At 62.4% G+C, this 22,102-nt stretch carries 22 protein-coding genes; 1 reads left to right on the forward strand and 21 read right to left on the reverse strand.

Translation table 11 applies throughout. The features are described 5' to 3' along the window. Positions 1-72: 72 nt before the first annotated feature. From metK to pyrR, 12 genes are all read right to left on the reverse strand, one after another. On the reverse strand, positions 73-1,302 hold the full coding sequence (gene metK / locus LDN75_RS14565; protein ID WP_223932997.1) for a methionine adenosyltransferase: 1,230 nt from the start codon (positions 1,300-1,302) through the stop codon (positions 73-75). A gap of 88 nt (positions 1,303-1,390) precedes the next feature. After that, a complete protein-coding gene (gene coaBC, locus LDN75_RS14570; RefSeq protein WP_223932998.1) occupies positions 1,391-2,650 on the reverse strand; it encodes a bifunctional phosphopantothenoylcysteine decarboxylase/phosphopantothenate--cysteine ligase CoaBC in 1,260 nt (419 codons plus the stop codon). Between the two features lie 28 nt (positions 2,651-2,678). Continuing rightward, positions 2,679-2,939 (reverse strand): DNA-directed RNA polymerase subunit omega, encoded by a 261-nt coding sequence (gene rpoZ / locus LDN75_RS14575; RefSeq protein ID WP_017197559.1) that lies wholly within the window; start codon positions 2,937-2,939, stop codon positions 2,679-2,681. Between the two features lie 39 nt (positions 2,940-2,978). Continuing rightward, positions 2,979-3,551, reverse strand: coding sequence for a guanylate kinase (gene gmk, locus LDN75_RS14580; RefSeq protein ID WP_223932999.1), 573 nt, complete (start codon positions 3,549-3,551; stop codon positions 2,979-2,981). 21 nt (positions 3,552-3,572) lie between these two features. Beyond that, entirely contained in the window at positions 3,573-3,899 is a 327-nt protein-coding gene (gene mihF, locus LDN75_RS14585) for an integration host factor, actinobacterial type (protein WP_223933000.1), read from the reverse strand. A 96-nt stretch (positions 3,900-3,995) separates the two neighbouring features. After that, positions 3,996-4,880 (reverse strand): orotidine-5'-phosphate decarboxylase, encoded by an 885-nt coding sequence (pyrF, locus tag LDN75_RS14590; protein WP_223933001.1) that lies wholly within the window; start codon positions 4,878-4,880, stop codon positions 3,996-3,998. Next, the gene (carB, locus tag LDN75_RS14595; protein WP_223933002.1) at positions 4,873-8,181 is read right to left on the reverse strand and encodes a carbamoyl-phosphate synthase large subunit; all 3,309 of its coding nucleotides are present in this window, start codon (positions 8,179-8,181) and stop codon (positions 4,873-4,875) included. Before carB ends, pyrF begins: the two co-directional genes overlap by 8 nt. Beyond that, on the reverse strand, positions 8,181-9,431 hold the full coding sequence (gene carA, locus LDN75_RS14600; protein ID WP_223933003.1) for a glutamine-hydrolyzing carbamoyl-phosphate synthase small subunit: 1,251 nt from the start codon (positions 9,429-9,431) through the stop codon (positions 8,181-8,183). Before carA ends, carB begins: the two co-directional genes overlap by 1 nt. Next, positions 9,412-9,933 (reverse strand): hypothetical protein, encoded by a 522-nt coding sequence (locus tag LDN75_RS14605; protein WP_223933004.1) that lies wholly within the window; start codon positions 9,931-9,933, stop codon positions 9,412-9,414. The genes carA and LDN75_RS14605 overlap by 20 nt, the downstream gene beginning before the upstream one ends. Continuing rightward, positions 9,933-11,288 (reverse strand): dihydroorotase, encoded by a 1,356-nt coding sequence (locus tag LDN75_RS14610; RefSeq protein WP_223933005.1) that lies wholly within the window; start codon positions 11,286-11,288, stop codon positions 9,933-9,935. The genes LDN75_RS14605 and LDN75_RS14610 overlap by 1 nt, the downstream gene beginning before the upstream one ends. Next, a complete protein-coding gene (locus tag LDN75_RS14615) occupies positions 11,288-12,316 on the reverse strand; it encodes an aspartate carbamoyltransferase catalytic subunit (RefSeq protein ID WP_223933006.1) in 1,029 nt (342 codons plus the stop codon). The genes LDN75_RS14610 and LDN75_RS14615 overlap by 1 nt, the downstream gene beginning before the upstream one ends. Next, on the reverse strand, positions 12,313-12,897 hold the full coding sequence (pyrR, locus tag LDN75_RS14620) for a bifunctional pyr operon transcriptional regulator/uracil phosphoribosyltransferase PyrR (RefSeq protein ID WP_223933007.1): 585 nt from the start codon (positions 12,895-12,897) through the stop codon (positions 12,313-12,315). The genes LDN75_RS14615 and pyrR overlap by 4 nt, the downstream gene beginning before the upstream one ends. 156 nt (positions 12,898-13,053) lie before the next feature. Here pyrR and LDN75_RS14625 point away from each other — a divergent pair, with 156 nt between their 5' ends. Then, positions 13,054-14,307 (forward strand): PrsW family intramembrane metalloprotease, encoded by a 1,254-nt coding sequence (locus LDN75_RS14625; RefSeq protein WP_223933008.1) that lies wholly within the window; start codon positions 13,054-13,056, stop codon positions 14,305-14,307. A gap of 76 nt (positions 14,308-14,383) precedes the next feature. Here LDN75_RS14625 and nusB read toward each other — a convergent pair whose 3' ends face one another. The 9 genes from nusB to ruvX form a co-directional block, all read right to left on the reverse strand. Further along, the gene (nusB, locus tag LDN75_RS14630) at positions 14,384-14,794 is read right to left on the reverse strand and encodes a transcription antitermination factor NusB (protein ID WP_223933009.1); all 411 of its coding nucleotides are present in this window, start codon (positions 14,792-14,794) and stop codon (positions 14,384-14,386) included. Then, a complete protein-coding gene (gene efp / locus LDN75_RS14635; RefSeq protein WP_011774957.1) occupies positions 14,794-15,357 on the reverse strand; it encodes an elongation factor P in 564 nt (187 codons plus the stop codon). Before efp ends, nusB begins: the two co-directional genes overlap by 1 nt. 168 nt (positions 15,358-15,525) lie before the next feature. Beyond that, positions 15,526-16,047, reverse strand: a complete 522-nt coding sequence (locus LDN75_RS14640; protein WP_223933010.1) for a tetratricopeptide repeat protein — start codon at positions 16,045-16,047, stop codon at positions 15,526-15,528. Next, entirely contained in the window at positions 16,044-17,135 is a 1,092-nt protein-coding gene (aroB, locus tag LDN75_RS14645; protein WP_223933011.1) for a 3-dehydroquinate synthase, read from the reverse strand. Before aroB ends, LDN75_RS14640 begins: the two co-directional genes overlap by 4 nt. Continuing rightward, entirely contained in the window at positions 17,132-17,641 is a 510-nt protein-coding gene (locus tag LDN75_RS14650; RefSeq protein ID WP_263422396.1) for a shikimate kinase, read from the reverse strand. The genes aroB and LDN75_RS14650 overlap by 4 nt, the downstream gene beginning before the upstream one ends. Before the next feature lie 56 nt (positions 17,642-17,697). Further along, positions 17,698-18,897 (reverse strand): chorismate synthase, encoded by a 1,200-nt coding sequence (gene aroC, locus LDN75_RS14655; protein WP_223933013.1) that lies wholly within the window; start codon positions 18,895-18,897, stop codon positions 17,698-17,700. 26 nt (positions 18,898-18,923) lie between these two features. Further along, on the reverse strand, positions 18,924-19,778 hold the full coding sequence (locus LDN75_RS14660; RefSeq protein ID WP_223937589.1) for a shikimate dehydrogenase: 855 nt from the start codon (positions 19,776-19,778) through the stop codon (positions 18,924-18,926). Then, positions 19,775-21,514, reverse strand: coding sequence for an endolytic transglycosylase MltG (mltG, locus tag LDN75_RS14665; protein WP_223933014.1), 1,740 nt, complete (start codon positions 21,512-21,514; stop codon positions 19,775-19,777). Before mltG ends, LDN75_RS14660 begins: the two co-directional genes overlap by 4 nt. Then, positions 21,511-22,101 (reverse strand): Holliday junction resolvase RuvX, encoded by a 591-nt coding sequence (ruvX, locus tag LDN75_RS14670; RefSeq protein ID WP_223933015.1) that lies wholly within the window; start codon positions 22,099-22,101, stop codon positions 21,511-21,513. Before ruvX ends, mltG begins: the two co-directional genes overlap by 4 nt. Position 22,102 lies beyond the last annotated feature (1 nt).

Below are 22,102 nucleotides of genomic sequence, written 5' to 3' on the forward strand. Positions count from 1 at the left end.
TGGCTCCAGCCAATCATGGACCACCGACAAAGCAGTAAACCCAGGGCCGGCACCGGCCGATCATCGAGGAGATCAGGCGTTGAAGAATTCCTTCAGGTCCGCCACGCGGTCCAGGCGCTCCCACGTGAAGTCGGGCTCGTCGCGGCCGAAATGGCCGTGCGCCGCAGTCTTCGTGTAAATGGGACGCTTGAGGTCCAAAGCGTCGATGATGGCGCGGGGACGGAGATCGAAGAGCTCGTTGATGGCCTCGCTGATGCGGGCCGGGTCAACGGTCTCCGTACCGAAAGTCTCCACGTAGGTTCCCACCGGACGTGCCTGGCCAATGGCGTACGCAATCTGGATCTCCGCGCGCTTTGCCAGCCCTGCCGCGACAACGTTCTTGGCAACCCAGCGCATAGCGTATGCAGCCGAGCGATCAACCTTGGACGGGTCCTTGCCGGAGAAGGCTCCTCCGCCGTGCCGGGAGAATCCGCCGTAGGTATCGACGATAATCTTGCGACCGGTCAGGCCCGCATCGCCAACCGGGCCACCAATCACAAAGGCCCCCGCGGGGTTCAGGATATTGGCCACGTGGGAGATATCCAGGTTGGATGTTGCCAGAACGGGATCGATGACGTGGCTCGCGAGATCGGCGCGCAGTTGGTCCAGGCTTGCTTCTTCAGCGTGCTGGCTGGAAATCACCACCGTTTCAACCGAAACCGGGCGGTCGCCGTCGTACCCTACCGTTACCTGGGTTTTGCCGTCAGGACGAAGATAGGCAAGTTCGCCGCTCTTGCGGACTTCCGTGAGCCGCTCGGACAAACGGTGGGCAAGCCAGATGGGTGTTGGCATGTACGAAGCGGTCTCATCGCTTGCATAACCGAACATGATGCCCTGATCGCCCGCGCCTTGGAGATCGTAGTCGTCCTCCTGGCGTCCTTCGCGCGCTTCCAGCGAGTTGAAGACGCCCCCGGCGATATCGTTGGACTGCTGCCCGATCGAGACCGAGACGCCGCAGCGGGCACCGTCGAAACCATTGGCGGAAGAATCGTAGCCGATGCCAAGAATAGTCTCCCGGACAATCTGCGGTATCTCGACGTAGGCGTCAGTGGTTACCTCACCGGCCACGTGCACCAGGCCAGTGGTGGCCATGGTCTCGACTGCAACGCGGGACTCAGGATCGGCAGCCAGCAGCGCATCCAGGATGGCGTCGCTGATTTGGTCGCAGATCTTGTCCGGGTGCCCTTCAGTGACCGACTCTGAAGTGAAGAGCCGGAGCTTGGACGGGGTGCCATGGTGTTCATGGTGCAGCGGTAAAGTCACTCGACCACCTTACTGTGTTGCGGGGCGGCGGCATCTGCCGTGTGTCCCTATGCTAAGAATTTCGGGGCGGAGGCCACGCCCCTGGGCGTTACGGGGCCGGAAAAACCCTGGTCAATTCGGCGCCCACCCGATCTACAACGGCCGCGGCGACATCAGACTTGGATCCGGACGCAGACTGCGGTTCGGCGCCGTGCCCGGAAAGGATCACCACCGAGTTATCGTCCTGGCCGAAGACACGGCCCACCCCCACGTGGTTGACCACCAGGAGGTCGCAGCCCTTGCGCTTGAGTTTGGCAGTGGCATGCTCCAACACATCGCCTTGGGCATCGCCCGTTTCGGCCGCAAAACCCACGATCAGTTGGCGGCCACCCTCGGCGTTGCGCCGTTCGACCAGCTCATGCAGGATGTCCGGGTTTCGAACCAGGCGCACCAACGGCGCGTCCTCGCCGTCGACCTTTTTGATCTTGGTGTCCGAAACCTCAGCCGGCCGGAAATCTGCCACAGCGGCGGCCATGATGACGACGTCGGAATCGACCGCCGCTTTCATCGCCGCCTCACGCAGCTCCAAGGCTGATTCAACGCGGACGAGCTCGACGCCGGCAGGCGGCTCGACGTCCATATGTGCGGCAAGGAAACGGACGGTGGCACCGGCAGCCAACGCAGCCGCAGCCAGTGCCGCGCCCTGCTTTCCCGACGACCGGTTACCGAGGAAACGCACGGGGTCCAACGCTTCCCTGGTACCGCCCGCCGAAATCGTCACCGTACGGCCAGCGAGGGAAGCATGTGCCGCGGGTACAGCCTCGGGCGCGTCCACTTCCGTGGCGGCCTCGGCCAACGCCATGGCGGCAGTGAAGATTGCTTCGGGTTCGGGCAAACGGCCGGGGCCTGAATCGGCTCCTGTCAGGCGGCCACTGGCAGGCTCCAGGACTGTTACGCCACGACTCCGCAAGGTTTCCACATTGGCTTGGGTTGCCGCGTGCTGCCACATTTCCGTGTGCATCGCCGGAGCAAAGAGCACCGGCCCGTGGGCCATCAGCAGAGTGTTGGTCAGGAGGTCACCGGCTTGGCCCGTGGCTGCTTTCGCAAGGAGATCCGCGGTAGCAGGTGCGACGACGATCAAGTCAGCCTCGTGGCCCAGCCGGACGTGGTTGATTTTCTCGACATCGTCAAAGACGCTGTTGCTGACCGGATTCCCGGAGAGCGCCTCCCATGTAGCCACGCCGACAAAACGGGTGGCTGCTTCCGTTGGGATCACCGTCACTTGGTGCCCGGCTTCAGCAAAAAGCCGGAGGAGCGATGCAACCTTGTAGGCTGCGATCCCTCCCCCGACTCCGAGGACTATGCGCACGTGACCTCCGTCAACAGGCAGTCAGTTGTTATTCTGCGGGCTCGATCGGCGTGGAAACCAGCAGGCCTTCGTTGATCTCGCGAAGGGCGATCGAGAGCGACTTCTCGTTCAGCTTGGTGTCTACCAACGGACCGACATACTCGAAGAGGCCCTCGTGCAGCTGGGCGTAGTAGGCGTTGATCTGGCGGGCACGCTTGGCGCCGAAGATCACCAGGCCGTACTTGGAATCGGCAGCCTCAAGCAGCGAATCGATCGGCGGGTTGATGATGCCTTCAAGGTTCGTGGACACGAAATCTCCAAATTCTAGCGGGCCGACAAGTGCAAGCGCTTAGCGCTCGTGCGGGGTTAGCCCCATGAGTGAAACAAGCTCGTCCGCTGCCCGGCGAACGTCGTCATTGATGACGGTGTGGTCAAACTCCGGTTCAGCAGCAAGTTCCAGTTTAGCGGTTTCCAGCCTGCGCTGCTGTTCCTCGGCAGTTTCGGTGCCGCGACCCACAAGCCGACGCACCATTTCTTCCCAGCTGGGCGGGGCCAGGAAGACGAACTTGGCATCCGGCACGGCAGCTTTTACCTGGCGTGCGCCTTGGAGGTCGATCTCGAGCAGTACCGATTTCCCCTCCGCAATAGCATCATTCACAGTACTCCGGAGCGTGCCGTACCGGTTCTGTCCGTGGACCACTGCCCACTCCAGGAGTTCGCCATCAGCCACCAGAGAGTCAAACTCTTCTGCGGATTTGAAGAAGTAGTGAACCCCGTCCTTCTCACCTGGACGCGCAGGGCGGGTGGTGGCCGAGACGGAAAGCCAAACCTCTGGATAGTTGTCCCTGATGTAGGTGGATACGGTTCCCTTGCCAACAGCAGTTGGGCCTGCGAGGACAGTCAGTCCAGGTTTCTTGCTCACGGATTCCTTCGGGGAGATGCGTCAAACGCTTTGCTGGGTATCCATAAAATCTACCAGCGCCCGGGCCTGGTGAATTCCCAAGCCCCTGATGCGCCGGGAACCAGCGATGCCTATGTCCGCCATGATCCCGGCCGCACGTACAGGTCCTATGCCTGGGAGCGCTTCCAGCAACTCCACCACGCGCATGCGCGCAATGGCTTCGTCCGTGGTGCCTGAAGAGATCAGCTCAGCGATGCTCACTTCGCCACGTTTGAGCCGCTCTTTGGCTGCGGCGCGAACAGCGCGCGCCTTTGCAGCCTTATCCAAAGCGTCGGAACGCTCCTGCGGTGTCAGCTCTTTCAAACCCACGGCCAAACCCCTGTCGGATCGGATTTGTGATTCACGTCACGCGAACTGATCCTGAACCTACCGGGAGGCGCCGGGTTGCGCAACGGCCTGCCGGCATCATTCCGCCCGCAGGCCGTCCAGCGTTTCCTGGGTAGCTGCCCGCAGCGCTGCCGTCGTAGGACCGGCGGCCAGGATGCCACGGCTTGAGGTGGCAAGCACCGTGGGATAAGCGGCCCCGAAAGTGGCCCGGAGGTCCGCAGGAGTGGCACCCTGAGCACCCAGGCCCGGGGCCAGGATCGCTCCGCGGACCGGGCCGAGGTCAATATCCAGATCCTCAAGCGCAGAACCAATGGTGGCGCCGACAACAAGTCCTACTGAACCCAGGACTCCCCCGTACCGCTGGTTCTCGGCTGCAGCCGCATCGACGATCCCCCGGGCGACGGAATTGCTTCCGCCGACGTGCTGGACAGATTTTCCTTCAGGATTGGAGGTCAACGCCAGAACGAACACTCCCCTGCCATTCTGCGCAGCGAGATCCAGGGCCGGACGCAAGGACTCAAAGCCCAAGTAAGGACTCAGGGTCACTGAGTCCGCTGCCAGGGCCGAACCGTCGCGTAACCACGCATCTGCGTACGCGGCCATGGTGGAACCAATATCACCCCTCTTGGCGTCAGCGATGCTGAGCACATCCGCATCAGCAGCTGCGGCCAACGTTCGCTCCAGGACAGCCATGCCCGCCGAGCCGTGACGTTCGTACAGTGCCACTTGCGGCTTCACTGCGGCAGCGAGGGAAGCCACGGCCTCCACCACGCTGAGCGAAAAACGCTCCAGCCCGGCGACGTCGTCGTTCAGTCCCCAGCTAGCCAGCAGCTGCGGGTGGGGATCGATTCCGACGCAAAGCGGACCACGGGCGGCCATCGCGGCGGCCAGCCGGGAGCCAAAGGACTCCCGGACCGGCTGCTGTGCGTCCTGGGCCTTGTTCGCCTCAAGAGAGTCAGGCATTGACGGCGGCCTGTGATGCGCTCAGGTTGGCTGCGTGCTCCTGCAAGCTGGTGACCGACCATTCGTAGGTGCGCAGTGCCTCGATTGCCTGCACGGCTGCGTTGAATTCAGCCACCGTGGTGATGCAGGGAATGCCAATGGATGTAGCGGCTGCGCGGAGTTCGTAGCCGTCGCTGCGGGCTTCCCCGCCGGACGGGGTGTTGAACACCATGTCGATCTCGCCGGCAATGACGAGGTCTGCGATGGTCCCTTCACCTTCAGCACTGCTGCCCTCGGCTACCTTGCGGACCGGAGTGGCCTGGATGCCGTTGCGGCGGAGCACGTCTGCCGTGCCACCCGTGGAGACAATCTCGAAACCGAGGTCCGAGAGGCGCTTGACACCCATGATCACCGAGCGCTTGTCCCGGTTGGCCACGGAGACGAAGATCTTGCCTTCGGTGGGAAGTGCGTTGTTGGCGGCTGCCTGGCTCTTGGCGAAGGCGGTGTCGAAGTGCTTGTCGATACCCATCACTTCACCAGTGGACCGCATTTCCGGGCCGAGCAGGGAATCGACAACCTTGCCCTCGGGGGTCCGGAAGCGGCTGAACGGCAGTACGGCTTCCTTGACGGCGACCGGGGCATCCAGGGGCAGGGTGGATCCGTCACCGGTTTCCGGCAGCATCTTGTAAGCGCTGCGGAGCTGGTTGATGGTGACACCAGTACCGATCAGCGCCGCGGCCTTCGCCATCTGCACGCCGGTCGCTTTGGAAACGAACGGCACCGTGCGGGAGGCACGCGGGTTGGCTTCCAGGACGTAGAGAACGTCAGAGGCCAGCGCGAACTGGATGTTGATGAGGCCGCGCACGCCAACTCCTTCGGCAATGGCGCGTGTGGCTGTGCGCACGCGCTCGATCACGTTGTTGCCGAGCGTGATCGGAGGGAGGACGCAAGCAGAGTCTCCGGAGTGGATGCCGGCCTCTTCAATGTGCTCCATGATGCCACCGAGGTACATGTCGGTGCCGTCGAAGAGGGCGTCGACGTCAATTTCGACGGCGTCTTCGAGGAAGCGGTCGATCAGCACCGGGTGGTCCGGGGTGATTTCCGTGGCGTTGGCGATGTATCGGGACAGGTTGGCTTCGTCGTAGACAATCTCCATGCCGCGGCCGCCCAGGACGTAGGACGGACGGACCAGGACCGGGTACCCGATTTCGTCGGCGATCTTCTTGGCATCCTCAAAGGACACAGCCGTGCCGTTCTTCGGAGAAGTCAGGCCGGCCTCGTCCAGGACGCGGGCGAACGCGCCACGGTGCTCTGCGAGGTCAATTGCTTCAGGCGAGGTGCCCAGGATCGGCACGCCGGCGTCGGCAAGCTGCTGTGCGAGCTTAAGCGGGGTCTGACCGCCCAGCTGGACGAAGACACCCATGACTCCACCAGTACGTTCCTCGGCCGCGATGACCTCAAGGACGTCCTCAAGTGTCAGCGGTTCGAAGTACAGGCGGGTGGAGACATCGTAGTCCGTGGAGACGGTCTCGGGGTTGCAGTTGACCATGACGGTCTCATACCCCGCCTTGCGAAGGGCCATGGAAGCGTGAACGCAGGAGTAATCGAACTCGATGCCTTGACCGATGCGGTTGGGCCCGGAACCCAGGATGATCACGGACGGCTTGGCGTGCAGGCCGACTTCGTCTTCCTCGTCATAGCTCGAGTAGTGGTACGGCGTGTATGCGGCGAACTCAGCAGCGCAGGTGTCCACCGTCTTGTAGACCGGACGGATGCCCAGCGCCTGGCGGACGCCGCGGACAACTGCCTCGTTGTTGTGGGTCAGGGCACCGATCTGCTCGTCTGAGAAACCATGGCGCTTGGCGTTGCGCAGCATGTCCTCGGTCAGCACTCCAGCCTTACGGATTTCCTGAGCGGTTTCGTTCAGCAGCTGGAGCTGGTCCAGGAACCAGGGATCGATCTTGGTTGCTGCGTAGAGGTCTTCGACGCTGGCGCCGCCCAGAAGGGCGCGCTGTACCTGGTGCAGCCGGTCCGTAGTGGGGCGCTTGGCCTTCTCGATCAGTTCTGCCACTTCGTACTCCGGCACGGAGCTGAAGTCCAGCTGGGAACCCTTCTGCTCCAGTGAGCGGAGGGCCTTCTGCAGGGCCTCGGTGAAGTTGCGTCCCATGGCCATGGCTTCGCCAACGGACTTCATGGTGGTGGTCAGCGTGTTGTCCGCGGCCGGGAACTTCTCGAACGCGAAGCGCGGAACCTTGACCACGACGTAGTCCAGGGTCGGCTCGAACGACGCCGGCGTTTTCTGCGTGATGTCGTTCGGGATCTCGTCCAGGGTGTAGCCGAGGGACAGCTTGGTGGCGATCTTGGCAATGGCGAAACCGGTTGCCTTGGATGCAAGGGCGGAGGACCGGGAAACACGCGGGTTCATTTCGATCACGACAACGCGCCCCGTGTCCGGGTGGATGGCGAACTGGATGTTACATCCACCGGTGTCCACGCCCACTTCACGGATGACGGCGATGGAGACATCGCGCAGCTTCTGGTACTCGCGGTCCGTAAGGGTCAAGGCCGGGGCAACAGTGATGGAGTCGCCGGTGTGGACGCCTACGGGATCGAAGTTCTCGATGGAGCAAACAACAACGACGTTGTCGTTCTTGTCGCGCATCATCTCGAGCTCGTATTCCTTCCACCCGAGGATGCTCTCTTCGAGCAGGACCTCTGTGGTGGGGCTGTACTGCAGGCCCTGGCCAACGATCCTGCGGAGATCGTCCTCGTTGTACGCCAGGCCCGAGCCAAGTCCACCCATGGTGAAGGACGGGCGAACGACCATCGGGTAGCCGAGGTCTTCGGCCGCAGCGAAGGCCTCGTCCATGGTGTGGATGATGTGGCTGCGAGCCGACTCGGCTCCACAGCGCTCCACGACGCCCTTGAACTTCTCACGGTCTTCGCCGAGTTCAATGGCAGCGATGTTCGCACCGATGAGCTCGACGTTGTACTTCTCCAGAACACCGTTCTTGTCCAGCGCAATGGCCGTGTTCAACGCGGTCTGGCCACCGAGTGTGGGCAGCAAGGCGTCCGGACGTTCCTTGGCGATGATCTTCTCAACAACCTCGGGCGTGATGGGCTCGACGTAGGTGGCATCGGCAAACTCGGGGTCCGTCATGATCGTGGCCGGGTTGGAGTTCACGAGGATGACCCGCAGGCCCTCCTCCTTGAGGACGCGAAGGGCCTGGGTACCGGAGTAGTCGAACTCGGCCGCCTGGCCGATGACGATCGGGCCGGAACCGATGACAAGGACGCTCTTGAGATCTGTACGTTTGGGCATTACTTCTTGTCCTCAGTCTTGGAGTCGGTGGAGTTGGCGGCGCCGGCTGTGGCCGATTTCGTTTCTGCCATGAGGTCGATAAAGCGGTCGAAGAGGTACGCGGCATCGTGCGGGCCGGCAGCGGCTTCAGGGTGGTACTGGACCGAGAACGCCGGGATGTCCAGGCACGCCAGGCCTTCCACGACGTCGTCGTTCAACGAGACGTGGCTGACTTCCACGCGGCCGTAGCGCTCCTCAGGGGCCACCGTGGCGCCGTTCAGCGGTGCGTCGACGGCGAAGCCGTGGTTTTGCGAGGTGATTTCAACCTTGCCCGTGCGGCGGTCCATGACGGGCTGGTTGATGCCGCGGTGACCGTAGCGGAGCTTGTAGGTTCCAAAGCCAAGCGCACGGCCCAGGATCTGGTTGCCGAAGCAGATCCCGAAGTAGGGCAGTTTCTCGTCCAGCACCGAGCGCAGCAGTGAGACCTGGTGGTCTGCGGTAGCGGGATCGCCAGGTCCGTTGGACATGAAGAAGCCGTCCGGATTGACCGCGTTGACGTCCTCCAGCGTGGACGTAGCCGGCAGGACATGCACACGCACGCCGCGCTCGGCGAAGCGTACCGGAGTCATTGCTTTGATGCCGAGGTCCACGGCGGCAATGGAGAACCGGGGTTCTCCTTCCCAGCCGTGGTCCTTGGGCTCCACGACGTAAGCCTCGTCGATGGAGACCTCTTCAGCCAGCGCTGCGCCTTCCATTGGGGCGCTTGCAAGGACCGCGTCCAGGAGCTCCTTCTCCGATGCCTGCGCAGCCTCGCCCGAGAAGATGCCTGCGCGCATGGTCTTGTGTTCGCGGAGGTGGCGGGTGATGGCACGGGTGTCAACGCCCTGGATGCCAACGATTCCCTGCTCTACCAATTCGGCGTCCAAGGAACGTTCCGAGCGCCAGTTGGAAGGGCGGCGCGCGGCGTCGCGAACGACGTAGCCAGCGACCCAGATGCGGCGGGACTCAGCGTCTTCGCTGTTGACGCCCGTGTTGCCGATATGGGGTGCGGTCTGCACCACAAGCTGGCGGGCGTAAGAAGGATCGGTGATGGTCTCCTGATAGCCGGTCATTCCGGTGGCGAAGACGGCCTCACCGAGGGCCGTTCCCTGGGCGCCGTAGCTACGGCCGCGGAACACGCGGCCGTCTTCGAGCACCAGTACTGCTGCTGAGGGGGCGGGTGTGGTGGCTGCTTTACTGTCCGTCACTTTATTACTTTCCACTATCGGCATCTGCCTGAGGGGCTGCGGAGATCAATTCTTGGATGGCTTCGAGGAGGAGCTCTTTGTCGGCTGCATGCCTGGTCCGGAATCCGGTATCCAGTTCCCTGCCGCCCAGCTTCCAGCTGATGACCAGGAGTCCGTCTTTCTCGACGAACTTCCCGGCCATTCCGGCGGCTTGGCGGCTGTCAGCCACTGCGGAGCGCGGGATGAACACCGGGCCGGCGCCTGAACGGTCGAACAGGATGCCTTCGGCGTGGACACTCAGTTCCGCGTTTGTCCGGATCCCAAGGCCCTGCACTGCAATCCGGTCCAGCCAGTCCCCTGCCGTGGTGGTGGCAACGTACTGGCCCTCGGCTACGATCGTGGCCGGCGTCAGTTGCTGCGGCACCTCCGGGAGGCGTTCGACGTCGGCTTGACGCCTCAGGCGGCTCCGCCACCCCAGCCAGATCATCATCAAGACAACGATGATCAACGGCACCGTGATGAGCACGGTGAGAGTCTGGTTGTTCATCAGCTACCGCTGACTGCCCCGGCGGAATCCGGGGTGGGGTAGTTTTCGACGTACCTGTACGGCGTATTGAGCTTGCCGTTGAGAACCGTGGGGTGGCCCTTGAAGAAGGTTGCCACCACGGAACCGGGCAGCTCTTTGCCCTTGAACGGTGAATTGCGGCCCATGGTAGCCATTTTATGGGGGTCCACCGTCCAGCGTGCAGCCGGGTCCACCAGGATGACGTTGGCCGGCTCGCCTTCTTCCAACGGCCTGCCCTGGTCAGCAACGCGGCCAATGACCGCGGGGGTGAACGACGTGACCCTCGCGAAATCGGCCCAGGTCATGAGGCCGGTTTCGATCATGGTCTCCTGGACAACGGACAATGCCGTTTCCAGGCCGGTCATGCCCATTGCCGCCTGCGCCCACTCGCATTCCTTGTGTTCGCTGGGGTGGGGGGCGTGGTCCGTGCCGACGACGTCAATGGTGCCGTCTGCCAAGCCCTCGCGGAGCGCCTGAACGTCAGCGTCCGTGCGCAGCGGCGGGTTCACCTTGAAAACGGGATCGTAGCTGCGGACCAGCTCGTCCGTGAGGAGCAGGTGGTGCGGGGTGACCTCGGCAGTCACGTTGATGCCTCGGGCCTTGGCCCAGCGCACGATTTCCACGGATCCTGCAGTGGAGACGTGGCAGACGTGCAGGCGTGAACCGACGTGCTGGGTCAGCAGGACGTCGCGGGCAATGATGCTCTCTTCGGCGACCGCAGGCCAGCCCGTGAGTCCGAGCACTGCCGAAACGGCGCCTTCGTTCATCTGTGCCCCGGCCGTAAGGCGCGGTTCCTGCGCGTGCTGGGCCACCACGCCGTCGAACGCTTTCACATACTCCAGCGCGCGGCGCATTAGAACGGGATCGTGCACGCAGATGCCGTCGTCGGAGAACATACGCACCTGGGCACGGGAGTCCGCCATGGCACCCAGCTCTGCGAGCTGCTCGCCGGCGAGGCCAACCGTTACGGCCCCAACGGGGCGCACGTCCACCCAGCCGGACGCGCGGCCCAGGCTGTGGACCTGCTCGACCACGCCTGCCGTGTCTGCCACGGGGTTGCTGTTGGCCATGGCGTGGACAGCCGTGAAGCCGCCCAACGCTGCGGCGCGGGTGCCGGTCTCGACCGTTTCGGCGTCTTCGCGGCCGGGCTCGCGCAAGTGCGTGTGGACGTCCACCATGCCGGGCAGTGCAATGAGGCCCTTGCCGTCGATGACCGTGGCGTCCTCGTCGGAGAGGTCCTTGCCGCGGGCGGCAATGATGCCGTCGCGGATCAACAGGTCTTCAGCTTCGCCGCCGAGAATGGCGGCCCCACGGATCAGGTAGGTGTTCTCGGCCATCAGTTGCTCTCCTTGGTGGGCTGGCTTACAGCATGGGTGGTCACTGCCGTTGCGGCGGTTGCTTCGCGGGAATCCCCGGAGAGCAACAGGTAAAGGGCTGCCATGCGCACTGAAACACCGTTCCGCACCTGTGCAAGCACAGTTGAGCGCGGCGAGTCGGCGGCGGCGGAGGATATTTCCAGGCCGCGGTTCATGGGGCCAGGGTGCATGATGATGGTGTCCTTCATGCCCAGGTCATCCAGTGCCCGAAGCCGGGCGTCATCGAAACCCCAACGCCGTGAATACTCACGTGTGGAGGGGAAGAACGAGGCGTGCATGCGCTCACCCTGGACGCGCAGCATCATCATCGCGTCGACGCCTGCTTCCAGAGTTTCGTCCAGGTTGTAGCTGACCTTGCAGGGCCAGTGCTCGACGCCGATCGGCAACAGCGTAGGTGGCGCAACCAACGTCACCTCGGCGCCCAGGGTACGCAACAACCAAACGTTGGAGCGGGCAACACGGGAGTGCAGCACATCCCCCACAATCGCCACGCGCATGCCTTTGAGGTCAGCCCCAGTGGATCTATTTCCATTGAGCTGCGACCAGTGGCGGCGCATGGTAAACGCGTCCAACAGGGCCTGCGTAGGGTGTTCGTGCGTGCCGTCGCCGGCGTTGATCACTGCGGCGTCGATCCAGTCCGTGGCAGCCAGCCGATGCGGAGCACCGGAAGCCCAGTGACGGATCACAACCGCATCAGCTCCCATGGCGGCCAGTGTCTGGGCAGTGTCTTTCAGGGACTCGCCCTTGGACACCGAAGATCCTTTGGCGGCGAAGTTGATGACATCGGCTGAAAGCCGCTTGGCTGCGGCCTCAAAAGAGATCCGGGTACGCGTGGAGTCCTCGAAGAAGAGGTTGACTACCGTGCGGCCACGAAGTGCCGGGAGCTTCTTGACCTCGCGGTCACCGACTGCGGACATTTCCTCGGCAGTGTCCAGGACCCGGATGGCATCGAAGGCGCTGAGGTTCTCAGTGGAGAGGAGGTGCTTCACTTGCCGGCCTCGATAACTACTTCGTTGACTGGGACGCCGTTTACGGAGTCGATTTCCTCGAGGTGGACGCGGACCTTTTCTGCGGAGGAGGTGGGCAGGTTCTTGCCTACATGGTCCGCGCGGATGGGAAGCTCGCGGTGGCCCCTGTCTACCAGGACTGCCAGGCGGACAATCCGGGGACGTCCAAGGTCCACCAAGGCATCAAGCGCTGCCCTGATGGTGCGGCCGGAATACAGGACGTCATCGATGAGGACAACAACCTTGTTGTCGATGCCGCTCAACGGCAGACGCGTGTGGTGCGGAGGACGCGTTGGCTGGTGCGAGAGATCATCACGGAACATGGTGACATCGAGTTGGCCAACAATCGTTTCTGCGTTGACCGTTGGGTCGGCTGCAGCGATCTTGTTGGCGAGCCGCACGGCCAATGGATAGCCGCGGCTGGGAATGCCCAATAGAACCAGGTCCTGGGAGCCTTTGTTGGCTTCGAGGATCTCATGGGCGATACGAGTCAGCGCACGGTCGATGTCCGCTTGGTTGAGAACAACCCGCGACGGAACCTGCGCTGAAGTGACTTCAGTCATTCGCTCGTCTCCCCTTTCCCCGCCTCACGGGACGGAATTAAAAAAGGAATATTTGCCCTTCAAAACTACCACAGCGGGGCCCTGCCGCCTCACCGGGCAGCGGTCGAGGCGGTGAGTTAAAGCTCACAGCCCAAGCTGTGGAATAGGCTCTAGGCCATGAGCACCAACCACCCTGGGAATCCGGGCGGGCACCAACCCTACCCGCGGCCATACCTGGAACCGGCCGCTAATCCGACGTGGATCGGACGCGTGCAGCCCGGAAACTACCAACCGGCCCCTGGCAACCCGGGAACCCTTCCGCCGCAGACCTGGGCTGCTCCTGAAGTAACCCGGGCGCGCCGGTCGCCGGGTACGCTCCCCCTGCTCCTGGTAGGCAGCGTTTTGGTCTTCGGAAGCCTTCTCCTGGTGGTTCCGTTCCTCCTGGGCAATACCGGTGTCACAGGCTTCGTGATCGGGTTCATCGCATCTCTGGTACCGCTGTCTGTGGTGCTGCTTACAGTACGGCTCATTGACCGTTGGGAGCCGGAGCCCAACAGGCTTCTCTGGTTCGCTTTCACATGGGGAGCTGCGGTCTCGATCGCTGGAACACTGTTGATCCAGCCGCTCTTCGCCCTGGCAGCTCCGACCACCAGCGAGGAAGCGTTCACGTATTTCATGGCCACGGTCCAAGCTCCGATCGTGGAGGAATTCACCAAATCGCTTGGCCTGTTGGTACTCATCCTTGCCGCACGGAAGTACTTCGATGGTCCCGTGGATGGCGTGGTCTTCGCTTTTACGATCGCCGCCGGATTCGCCTTCACTGAGAACATCCTCTACTTCGGCCGTGAGATCGCGTCTTCATCGGAGCCTGGCACGGACCTGGTCCGGATTTTTATCCTGCGTGGCGTCATGTCACCCTTCGCGCACGCCATTTTCACGGGAACAACCGGGCTGATCATGGGATTTGCCGCCCGGAAGTGGCATTCAGGCTATGCCGTGCTGGCGTTCATCATTGGCCTCCTGCCGGCCATGTTCCTGCATAACCGGTGGAACAGCATGGGCCAGGACTTCCTGCTGGACTACTTCGTGGTGCAGGTGCCGATCTTTCTGATCGCGGCTCTCGGCATCATTTGCCTCCGGATTGCCGAAGGGAAACTCACGCGCCAGCGGCTCCTCGAATATGCCAGGGCCGGATGGTTCACGCCTGCCGAAGTTGAAATGCTGGCAACTTCACCAGGAAGGCGGCAGGCAATGCGGTGGGCAGCCTCGCGTGGTCGCGCAGCCCAGATGCGGGCATTCATCAAGGGTGCCACGGCTTTGGCGTTCACGCGCCAACGCGTCCTCAGCGGGCGCGATGTGCCTGTCCACCAGCGGGACGAACTTGACCATCTTCGCGAGATCCCTGCGCTCCGGGCGGCAGTGCTGAACTGAGACGCAAACAGAAGAGGACCCGCCCCACAGTTTCCTGTGGACGCGGGTCCTCTTGCTGAACAAGCTCCAGCGACGCCTAGGCGAGCAGTGACGGCTTGAGCTTCTGGAGCCGGCCGAGCAAACCATTGATGAAGGCCGGAGATTCATCCGTCGACATCGTCTTGGCGAGAGCCACAGCTTCGCTGACTGCCACTCCGTCAGGGACTTCGTCGTTGTACAGAAGTTCCCAAGCACCAATGCGGAGGATGATGCGGTCTACCGACGGCATCCGCTCCAGCGTCCAACCTTGGGCATAGGTCTGCAGGAACTCATCGATGGTTGGCTGCATGGAGACAACACCCTCAACGATTTCCACCGTGTAGGGGTTAATGACGAGATCCGTCTTTTCCCGACGCGCTTTTAGCGCATCAAAGGCCGATACGGAGCGCTGCTCCGCCTCGAAAAGTACCTCGAGCGCCCTGCTACGGGCTTTACCGCGTGCGCTCACTAGTCGTTGACCCGGCCCAGGTAGCTGCCATCGCGGGTGTCTACCTTGACCTTGGTGCCCTGCTCGACGAACAGCGGAACCTGGATTTCGTATCCGGTTTCCACGGTTGCCGGCTTGGTGCCTGCCGAGGAGCGGTCGCCCTGGAGGCCCGGCTCGGTGTAGGTGATTTCGAGGACAACGCTCGGGGGAAGCTCGATGTACAACGGGGTGCCTTCGTGGATGGCGATGTTCACCATCTGGTTCTCAAGCATGAAGTTCGTGGCATCGCCAACCGTGGCACCGGAAACGGTGATTTGGTCATAGTCCTGGGTGTCCATGAAGACGAAGTCTTCGCCATCCTGGTACAGGTACTGGTAGTCACGGCGGTCAACCGTAGCGGTCTCGATCTTCAGGCCGGCGTTGAAGGTCTTGTCAACCACCTTGCCGGACATAACGTTGCGCATCTTGGTGCGAACGAAAGCGCCACCCTTGCCCGGCTTAACGTGCTGGAACTCAATGATGTTCCAGAGCTGGCCCTCGAGCTTCAGTACGGTCCCGTTCTTGATGTCGTTTGTGGTTGCCACTCGTATCCTCTGGTTTCTCTCACTGGTTCTAGCTAAGGTTTCTAGCTTCCAGCCGTGTATGCCAAGCCGGCATGCCAAACGGCCCACCAGCGCGTATTTATCAAAAATCCAAGAACCATTCTACCGGCAAATGGGGAGTGGCTTGCCTACGCCTGGTTCCAGCCTGGATCAGGAGGCGAGTTCCAGCACGTCCCGGGCCCGCTGGAGTGCCACCGCGGAGGAGTAAATCAGGGCGGCATCGGCAGCCTTGGCGACCCTCAGGTCCAGGGCCTTGGCGAACTCTTCCGATGCTGCCAGCGCATTTCCACTGACGAAATAGGCACGGCCCAAATATTGGTGGACGATCGCTTCCCTGGAGGTGCCTTGGACTTCCTGCAGCAACTGGCGGAACAGTTGGATGGCACGGTCCAGGCGATTCGTGGCCCGGTGGACTTCGGCTTCAAAAATCCGCAACCTGAAAGATTCAGGATCCTTGTAGCGGGCCTCGGCGAGCAATTCCGCCGCTTCCTTGGGCTGGTTTTCCAGCAGCAGCGCCATGATGCGGTCGGCAGGGTCTTCCGAAGCCGCCAAGGCCGATTCCAGTGCGTCTTCGTTGACGACGACGGGCAGCAAGGTATCCGGATTCATGCGCACGCCCGGGAACCCTGCGGTTGGCCAATCGCTGACGCCTTCTCTGAGGACGGTCATCATGACGCAATCTCCTGGTAGGCGGCAAACAGCAGGGAGGTGTCAGGGACATCCAGAATGCCGGGCTTGCCTACGCCGTCCAGGACAACGAACCGGAGGAGGTCGCCGCGGGACTTCTTGTCCCGGCGCATGCCATCCAGGAGGCCCTGCCAACGGTCCTTGCGGTACGTGGTGGGCAGGCCCAGGCTCTCTAGGATGGTGCGGTGCCGGTCAGCATCGGCATCGGAGAGTCGTCCAACGCTCCGCGACAGTTCAGCAGCGAACATCATGCCAACCGAAACGGCCGCACCGTGGCGCCAGGAGTACCGTTCCACGAGCTCGATGGCATGGCCCAGGGTGTGTCCATAGTTCAGGATTTCGCGCAGGCCGGATTCCTTGAGGTCCTGGGAGACGACGTTGGCTTTGACCGCGATGGCACGCTCGATGAGCTCCCGAACTACGGCAGATTCCGGGTCCATCACAGCATCAGTGTTCTTTTCAACAAGGTCAAGGATGGCGGGATCGGCGATGAAGCCGCATTTGATGACCTCTGCCATGCCGGAAATCAACTCGTTCTTGGGCAAAGTCTTCAGGGTATCGAGGTCCGCCAGTACAGCCGCAGGTGGATGGAAGGATCCCACCAGGTTCTTTCCTTCGGCAGTGTTGATGCCTGTCTTGCCGCCAACGGAGGCATCCACCATACCCAGCAGGCTGGTGGGCATGTGGATGACCTTGACTCCGCGCAGCCATGTAGCCGCAACAAATCCGGCAAGGTCGGTCACCGCACCGCCGCCCACGGCCACAATGGCGTCCGAGCGCGTGAAATCGTTCTGTCCCAGTACCTGCCAGCAGAAAGCGGCAACCTGAATGTGCTTGCCTTCTTCGGCATCCGGAATTTCGGCCGTCAGGGCGGTGAAGCCGGCAGCTTCGAGCTCATCGCGGACAGTGTCGCCGGTTAGGCGAAGGGCACGCGGGTGAATGACGAGCACTCGCCGAACCCGCTCGCCAAGTTTGCCAGGAAGGGAGTCCAGGAGGCCACGGCCCACCACGACGTCGTAGTTCTCAGCGCTTGACTGGCCGGTCACCTTGATGACAGTTGCTTCGTTGCTCACTTTTCAACTTCCTCTTTCAAGGCTGCATGCTGGCGCAGCCGCTCCTCCAACTGGAGGCCGATTTCAGCCACGGATCCCGAACGGACGTCCAGGACGATGTCTGCAAGGCGTTCATACACTGGACGCCTGGTGGCGAACAGGGCTTCCCAACGGGACATTGCGTCGCCCTGCAGCAAGGGCCGTCCGGTGTTTCGCGCAATCCGGTCGGCAACGGTCGAGGCATCGCATTCCAGGTAAACCACGGTGCACTCCCCCAGCAATTGCTGGGTTCCTGAGTCCAGGACAGCTCCGCCACCGAGCGAAATCACGGTTTGCTGTTGCTTGGCGGCTTCGATGGCCTTCGCCACTGCCCTGGCCTCAATTTCACGGAAGGCGTGTTCTCCCCGACCCGCGAAAATGTCCGCGATGCTGCCATGCGCCGCAACCACCACGGCGTCCGTATCCACGAAGGGAACGCCGAGCTGCTGTGCGAGCTGTTGGCCGATCGCAGACTTGCCAACCGCCATGGGGCCCACGAGGACAACGGGACGGCCGGGGCAGCCGTCCTGGATTGCGTGGCCCACTACCGGCCGACCGAGTCCAGGGTTGCCGGGATGTTGTCCAGGTAGCTCTGCAGGTTACGCGTGGTCTCAGCCACAGAGTCACCGCCGAACTTCTCGACCATGGCTTCCGCCAGGACCAGGGCCACCATGGCCTCGGCTACAACGCCTGCCGCAGGAACTGCGCAGACGTCGGAACGTTGGTGGTGGGCCTTTGCCGGCTCACCGGTGGTGACATCAATGGTGCGCAGGGCACGCGGAACGGTGGCGATGGGCTTCATGGCTGCCCGGACGCGCAGGACCTCGCCGATGCTCATGCCACCCTCAATGCCGCCGGCGCGGTTGGTCTGGCGGATGATTTTGCCGTTCTCGTCCTTGAGGATTTCGTCATGGGCCGCCGAACCGCGGCGGGCGGCAGTGAGGAATCCGTCACCGACCTCCACGCCCTTGATGGCCTGAATACCCATCAACGCTGCGGCCAGGCGTGAATCGAGGCGACGGTCCCAGTGGACATAGCTGCCCAATCCTGGGGGAAGTCCGTAAGCAAGGACCTCAACCACTCCGCCCAGGGTTTCGCCTTCCTTATGGGCGGCATCCACCTCGGCGACCATGGCGTCCGAGGTCTCGCGGTCGAAGCAGCGCAGGGGATCTGCGTCAAGGGCGATGACGTCCTTGGGCAGGGGCAACGCCCTTCCTTCAGGAACAGTAACGCTGGCGATGGAAACGGTGTGGCTAACCAACTCGACGCCCAATTGCTTAAGGAACCGGGCAGCAACGGTACCGAGAGCAACACGCGTTGCGGTTTCGCGGGCACTGGCGCGCTCAAGGACCGGGCGGGCTTCGTCGAAGCCGTACTTCTGCATTCCGGTGAAATCGGCGTGCCCGGGACGCGGACGCGTCAGCGGGGCGTTACGGGCCTGGTCGGCAAGGACTTCAGGGTCCACTGGATCAGCAGACATAATCTGCTCCCACTTTGGCCATTCCGTGTTGCCCACCTGGATGGCAACCGGACCACCTTGGGTGATTCCATGACGTACCCCGCCAAGGATCGTGACCTCATCCTGTTCAAACTTCATGCGGGCGCCACGTCCATAGCCCAGACGGCGGCGCGCCAAGGCATCGCGGATTTGCCCGCTGGTGAGTTCAACACCGGCGGGCACGCCTTCAACAATTCCGATCAGAGCCGGACCATGGGATTCACCGGCAGTCAACCAACGCAACATATAACCAATCCTGCCATGTAAGGCCTCTAGAACACTCGCCGGGGAAGCCCAACTGAGTCGCACATCACATCTATGACGGAGGCGTCAACGTCACAGCCACTAAACCTTCGGATCTGCTCCGCCGCTTGGTACATCAGCATCTCCAGCCCGGGAACCACCGCTCCCCCGTGCCCGTGCCAGACCTCGGCGAGGCGGCTCGGCCAGGGATCGTAGGCTACGTCCAGCAAGACACCCGCACCTGTACCTGGCAGGGCTGCGAGTTCCCCGGCAAGGACATCGGCTGCCCGCGGCGGAAAGGTGGAGATGACAAGGTCGGATCCGGCCACGGCAGTAGCTGCCTCAGTCAGCGGGCGGAGCTTCAGGGATATGCCGACGGCGGCCGCAGCGGCTTGGGCGTCGGCAGCGCGGGTGGCATCCCGGACGAAAACGTCCACATGCTCGGCTCCGAGCTCGTGTACGGCAGCAATGGCAGCTGCGGAGGTTCCTCCGCCGCCGAGAACAGCAGCATGCGGGGCCGAAGCGATTCCCGCGTAGCGTACTGCTTCCACGATCCCCGCTACATCGGTGTTGTAACCGACGCGGCGGACCGAACCGCCGTCGTACTCAAAGACTACAGTGTTGATAACGCCTAACTGGGCGCCAGCGCCACGGACGTCGTCAACTTCCCTGACCATGGCCGATTTCAAGGGCATGGTTACCGACAGACCGCACCATGATTCGTCCCCGCGGAGCGAGTCCATGAACGCCGGAAGCCTGTCGACGGTGAGGTCGATTGCCGAGTATTCGATGTCCACACCGAGCTTGGCATAGGCGGCAGTGTGCATCGCCGGGGACTTCGAATGTGAGATCGGGTGCCCGAGGACAGCGGCGCGACGACTCACACGCACCGTCCGGCGTGCGCCTGGCACCATGCGTTGTATTGCTCAACGTAGGTGCTGTGTTCGGCCAGCGTCTTGGAGAACTTGGTCTCCTTGGTGTCCAGGTTAATGGTCACCCAGTACAGGTAATCGTTCTGCGTCGGCTTTGCCGCCGCGTCGATCGCCGTCTTGCCCGGAGAACCGATCGGACCGGCAGGCAGTCCCGGGTTGGCGTACGTGTTATAGGTGTTGGACTTATCGGCCTTCTCTTCGTCCGTGAGGTGGAAGGACTTCTTCCCCAGGCCATAGGTGACCGTGGCATCGGACTGGATGAGGCCGTTGGTCTCGGTGTTGTTCGGTTTGAGCCTGTTATAGATCGCACCGGCCACGTTCCCATAGTCCGCCTGGCCGCCCTCAGCCTGGACGATGCTCGCGATTGTCACGGTGTCGTACTGCTTGGCGGGATCGGTAATTCCCTGCGCCTTCAGCTCATCCAGGGTGCTGGAAACAAGCTTCTGGATGATGTCCTTACCGGAGGTCCCGAGGGGGAATCGGTACTCTCCGGGAGCAAGGAAACCTTCAAGGTTCTTCGCCTTCGCAGGGACGCCGAATTGTGCAGGCGCCTGGTTGAAACCGTTGAGCTGGGCCATGGGAATATCGGAGCCCTTGGAGATTGCCTCCAACGACTCATTGATCCGAAGGCCCGCACTCAGGGCAAAGTAGATCACCTTGGAGGCGTCCTTGTTGACGAGGACCGCAACAGCGTCGGAGTTTTTCATTTCGGTACGGAAGGTGAATTCACCCGGCGAGAGTTCCCCGCCGTCGGCCACGAATTCCTTGACGAAGGCATCGGCATCTGCCACGACGTGGTTTTCCACGAGGGCGGTTGCCACGGCTTTGGGGCCGGCACCTTCGGGCACCGTGATGCTCACTGAGCCTGTCCCGGGGCCGGGATAATCGGTGACTTTGTCCATGCCAAGGAGGGGCTTGAGGAATTGCGCGCCGATCGCGATCGCTGCGACGAAGACGCCCAGCGTGATCAGCAAAGCAAGGATACGACGACGTCGGCGCGCCTTCTTGGCCGCGGCCTTGGACGCCGCCGGGACTTCTACTGGTGCGATGAGGGCGTGGTGGTGGTCGTCATGAAGCTCGTGGTGGACTTCATGACCTTCATGCACGTCATGGTCTTCGTAGTCGTAGTGTGCGTCGTCATGCACCGCAAATGCATGATCATCCACGTGGACCGCGGCGTCATGGAGGCCGTAGTCGTGGGATTCGTTGACATGACCGGCGTAGGCGTGCGCAACCGCTGGGACCGGGAGTGCGTCCTCATGGTGCTCTACTTCCGGAAGCACAGGATCCGCATGTTCGGCAGGAGCAGACGCCGCAACCGTCGGCAACGCCTCCGGAACCGGCGGGACCGGAGCAGCAGCATCCGCCCGCACGGATTCAGGGGCTGGGGTTTCAGGGGCTGGGGTTTCAGGAGCAGAGACTTCAGCCGCAGGGGGTTTTGGAGCAGAGGTTTCAGGAGCAGGGACTTCTGGAGCGGCAGCTGGCTTGGGAACAGCGGGAATCGGGCGGGGCAGTTCCGGCTCAATATCAGCAGAAGGCGCCGCTTCCCCCGGCGTCGCTTCCGGAACGGGTACGACGTTCTGGTTCTGGGTGGCGAGGAATCTTTCCCGCGCCCGCAGTTCCTTGCGGGTCAGCGGCATGCCGCCGCCGGCGGTTCCGCTGGAGGGGTCGTAGTTGACCGGGCTCACAGTTGCAGTCCCCTCGTAGAAGAATCTGGTTCACTGCCTGAGGAAGCCCGCAGCGTTGGGGCACTGCTGGGTGATTCGGACCGCGCCGGTGCGTTTACGCGGCGGCCAACGTCCGTTCCTCTGGCTTTTTGCATGTCGATCGCGTGCTGAAGTATTCCAGCAGCGGCAACCTGATCAACCACTTTACGGTGGTTCCTGCTGCTCATGCCAGCTTCGTGCAGGTTGCGGTGCGCCGTAACAGTGGAAAGACGCTCGTCCACGAGGTTCACTGGGACGTCCAAACCTGCGCGGGAAAGCTCGCCCACCAGCAGTTCAGCGTACTCCGTAGCCATCTGAGCAGAGCTGCGTTCCTCACCCTTCATGGTCCTTGGAAGGCCCACGAAAATCTGCACCGCCCGCATTTCCATGGCCTGTTTAACCACCACGCGAACATCGGAGTTCTTCTTGGCGTCGCGGACCACTGTCTTGAAAGGCGTGGCGAGGATTTCATCGGGGTCGCAGATGGCAAGCCCAACCCTGACGGTGCCGACGTCTACCCCCAGCTTGATGCCTTGGGGGTAGACGCCGCTGCTCGTTCTGGAATTCACC

Source organism: Arthrobacter sp. StoSoilB5, from assembly GCF_019977235.1.
Taxonomy (GTDB): Bacteria; Actinomycetota; Actinomycetes; order Actinomycetales; family Micrococcaceae; genus Arthrobacter.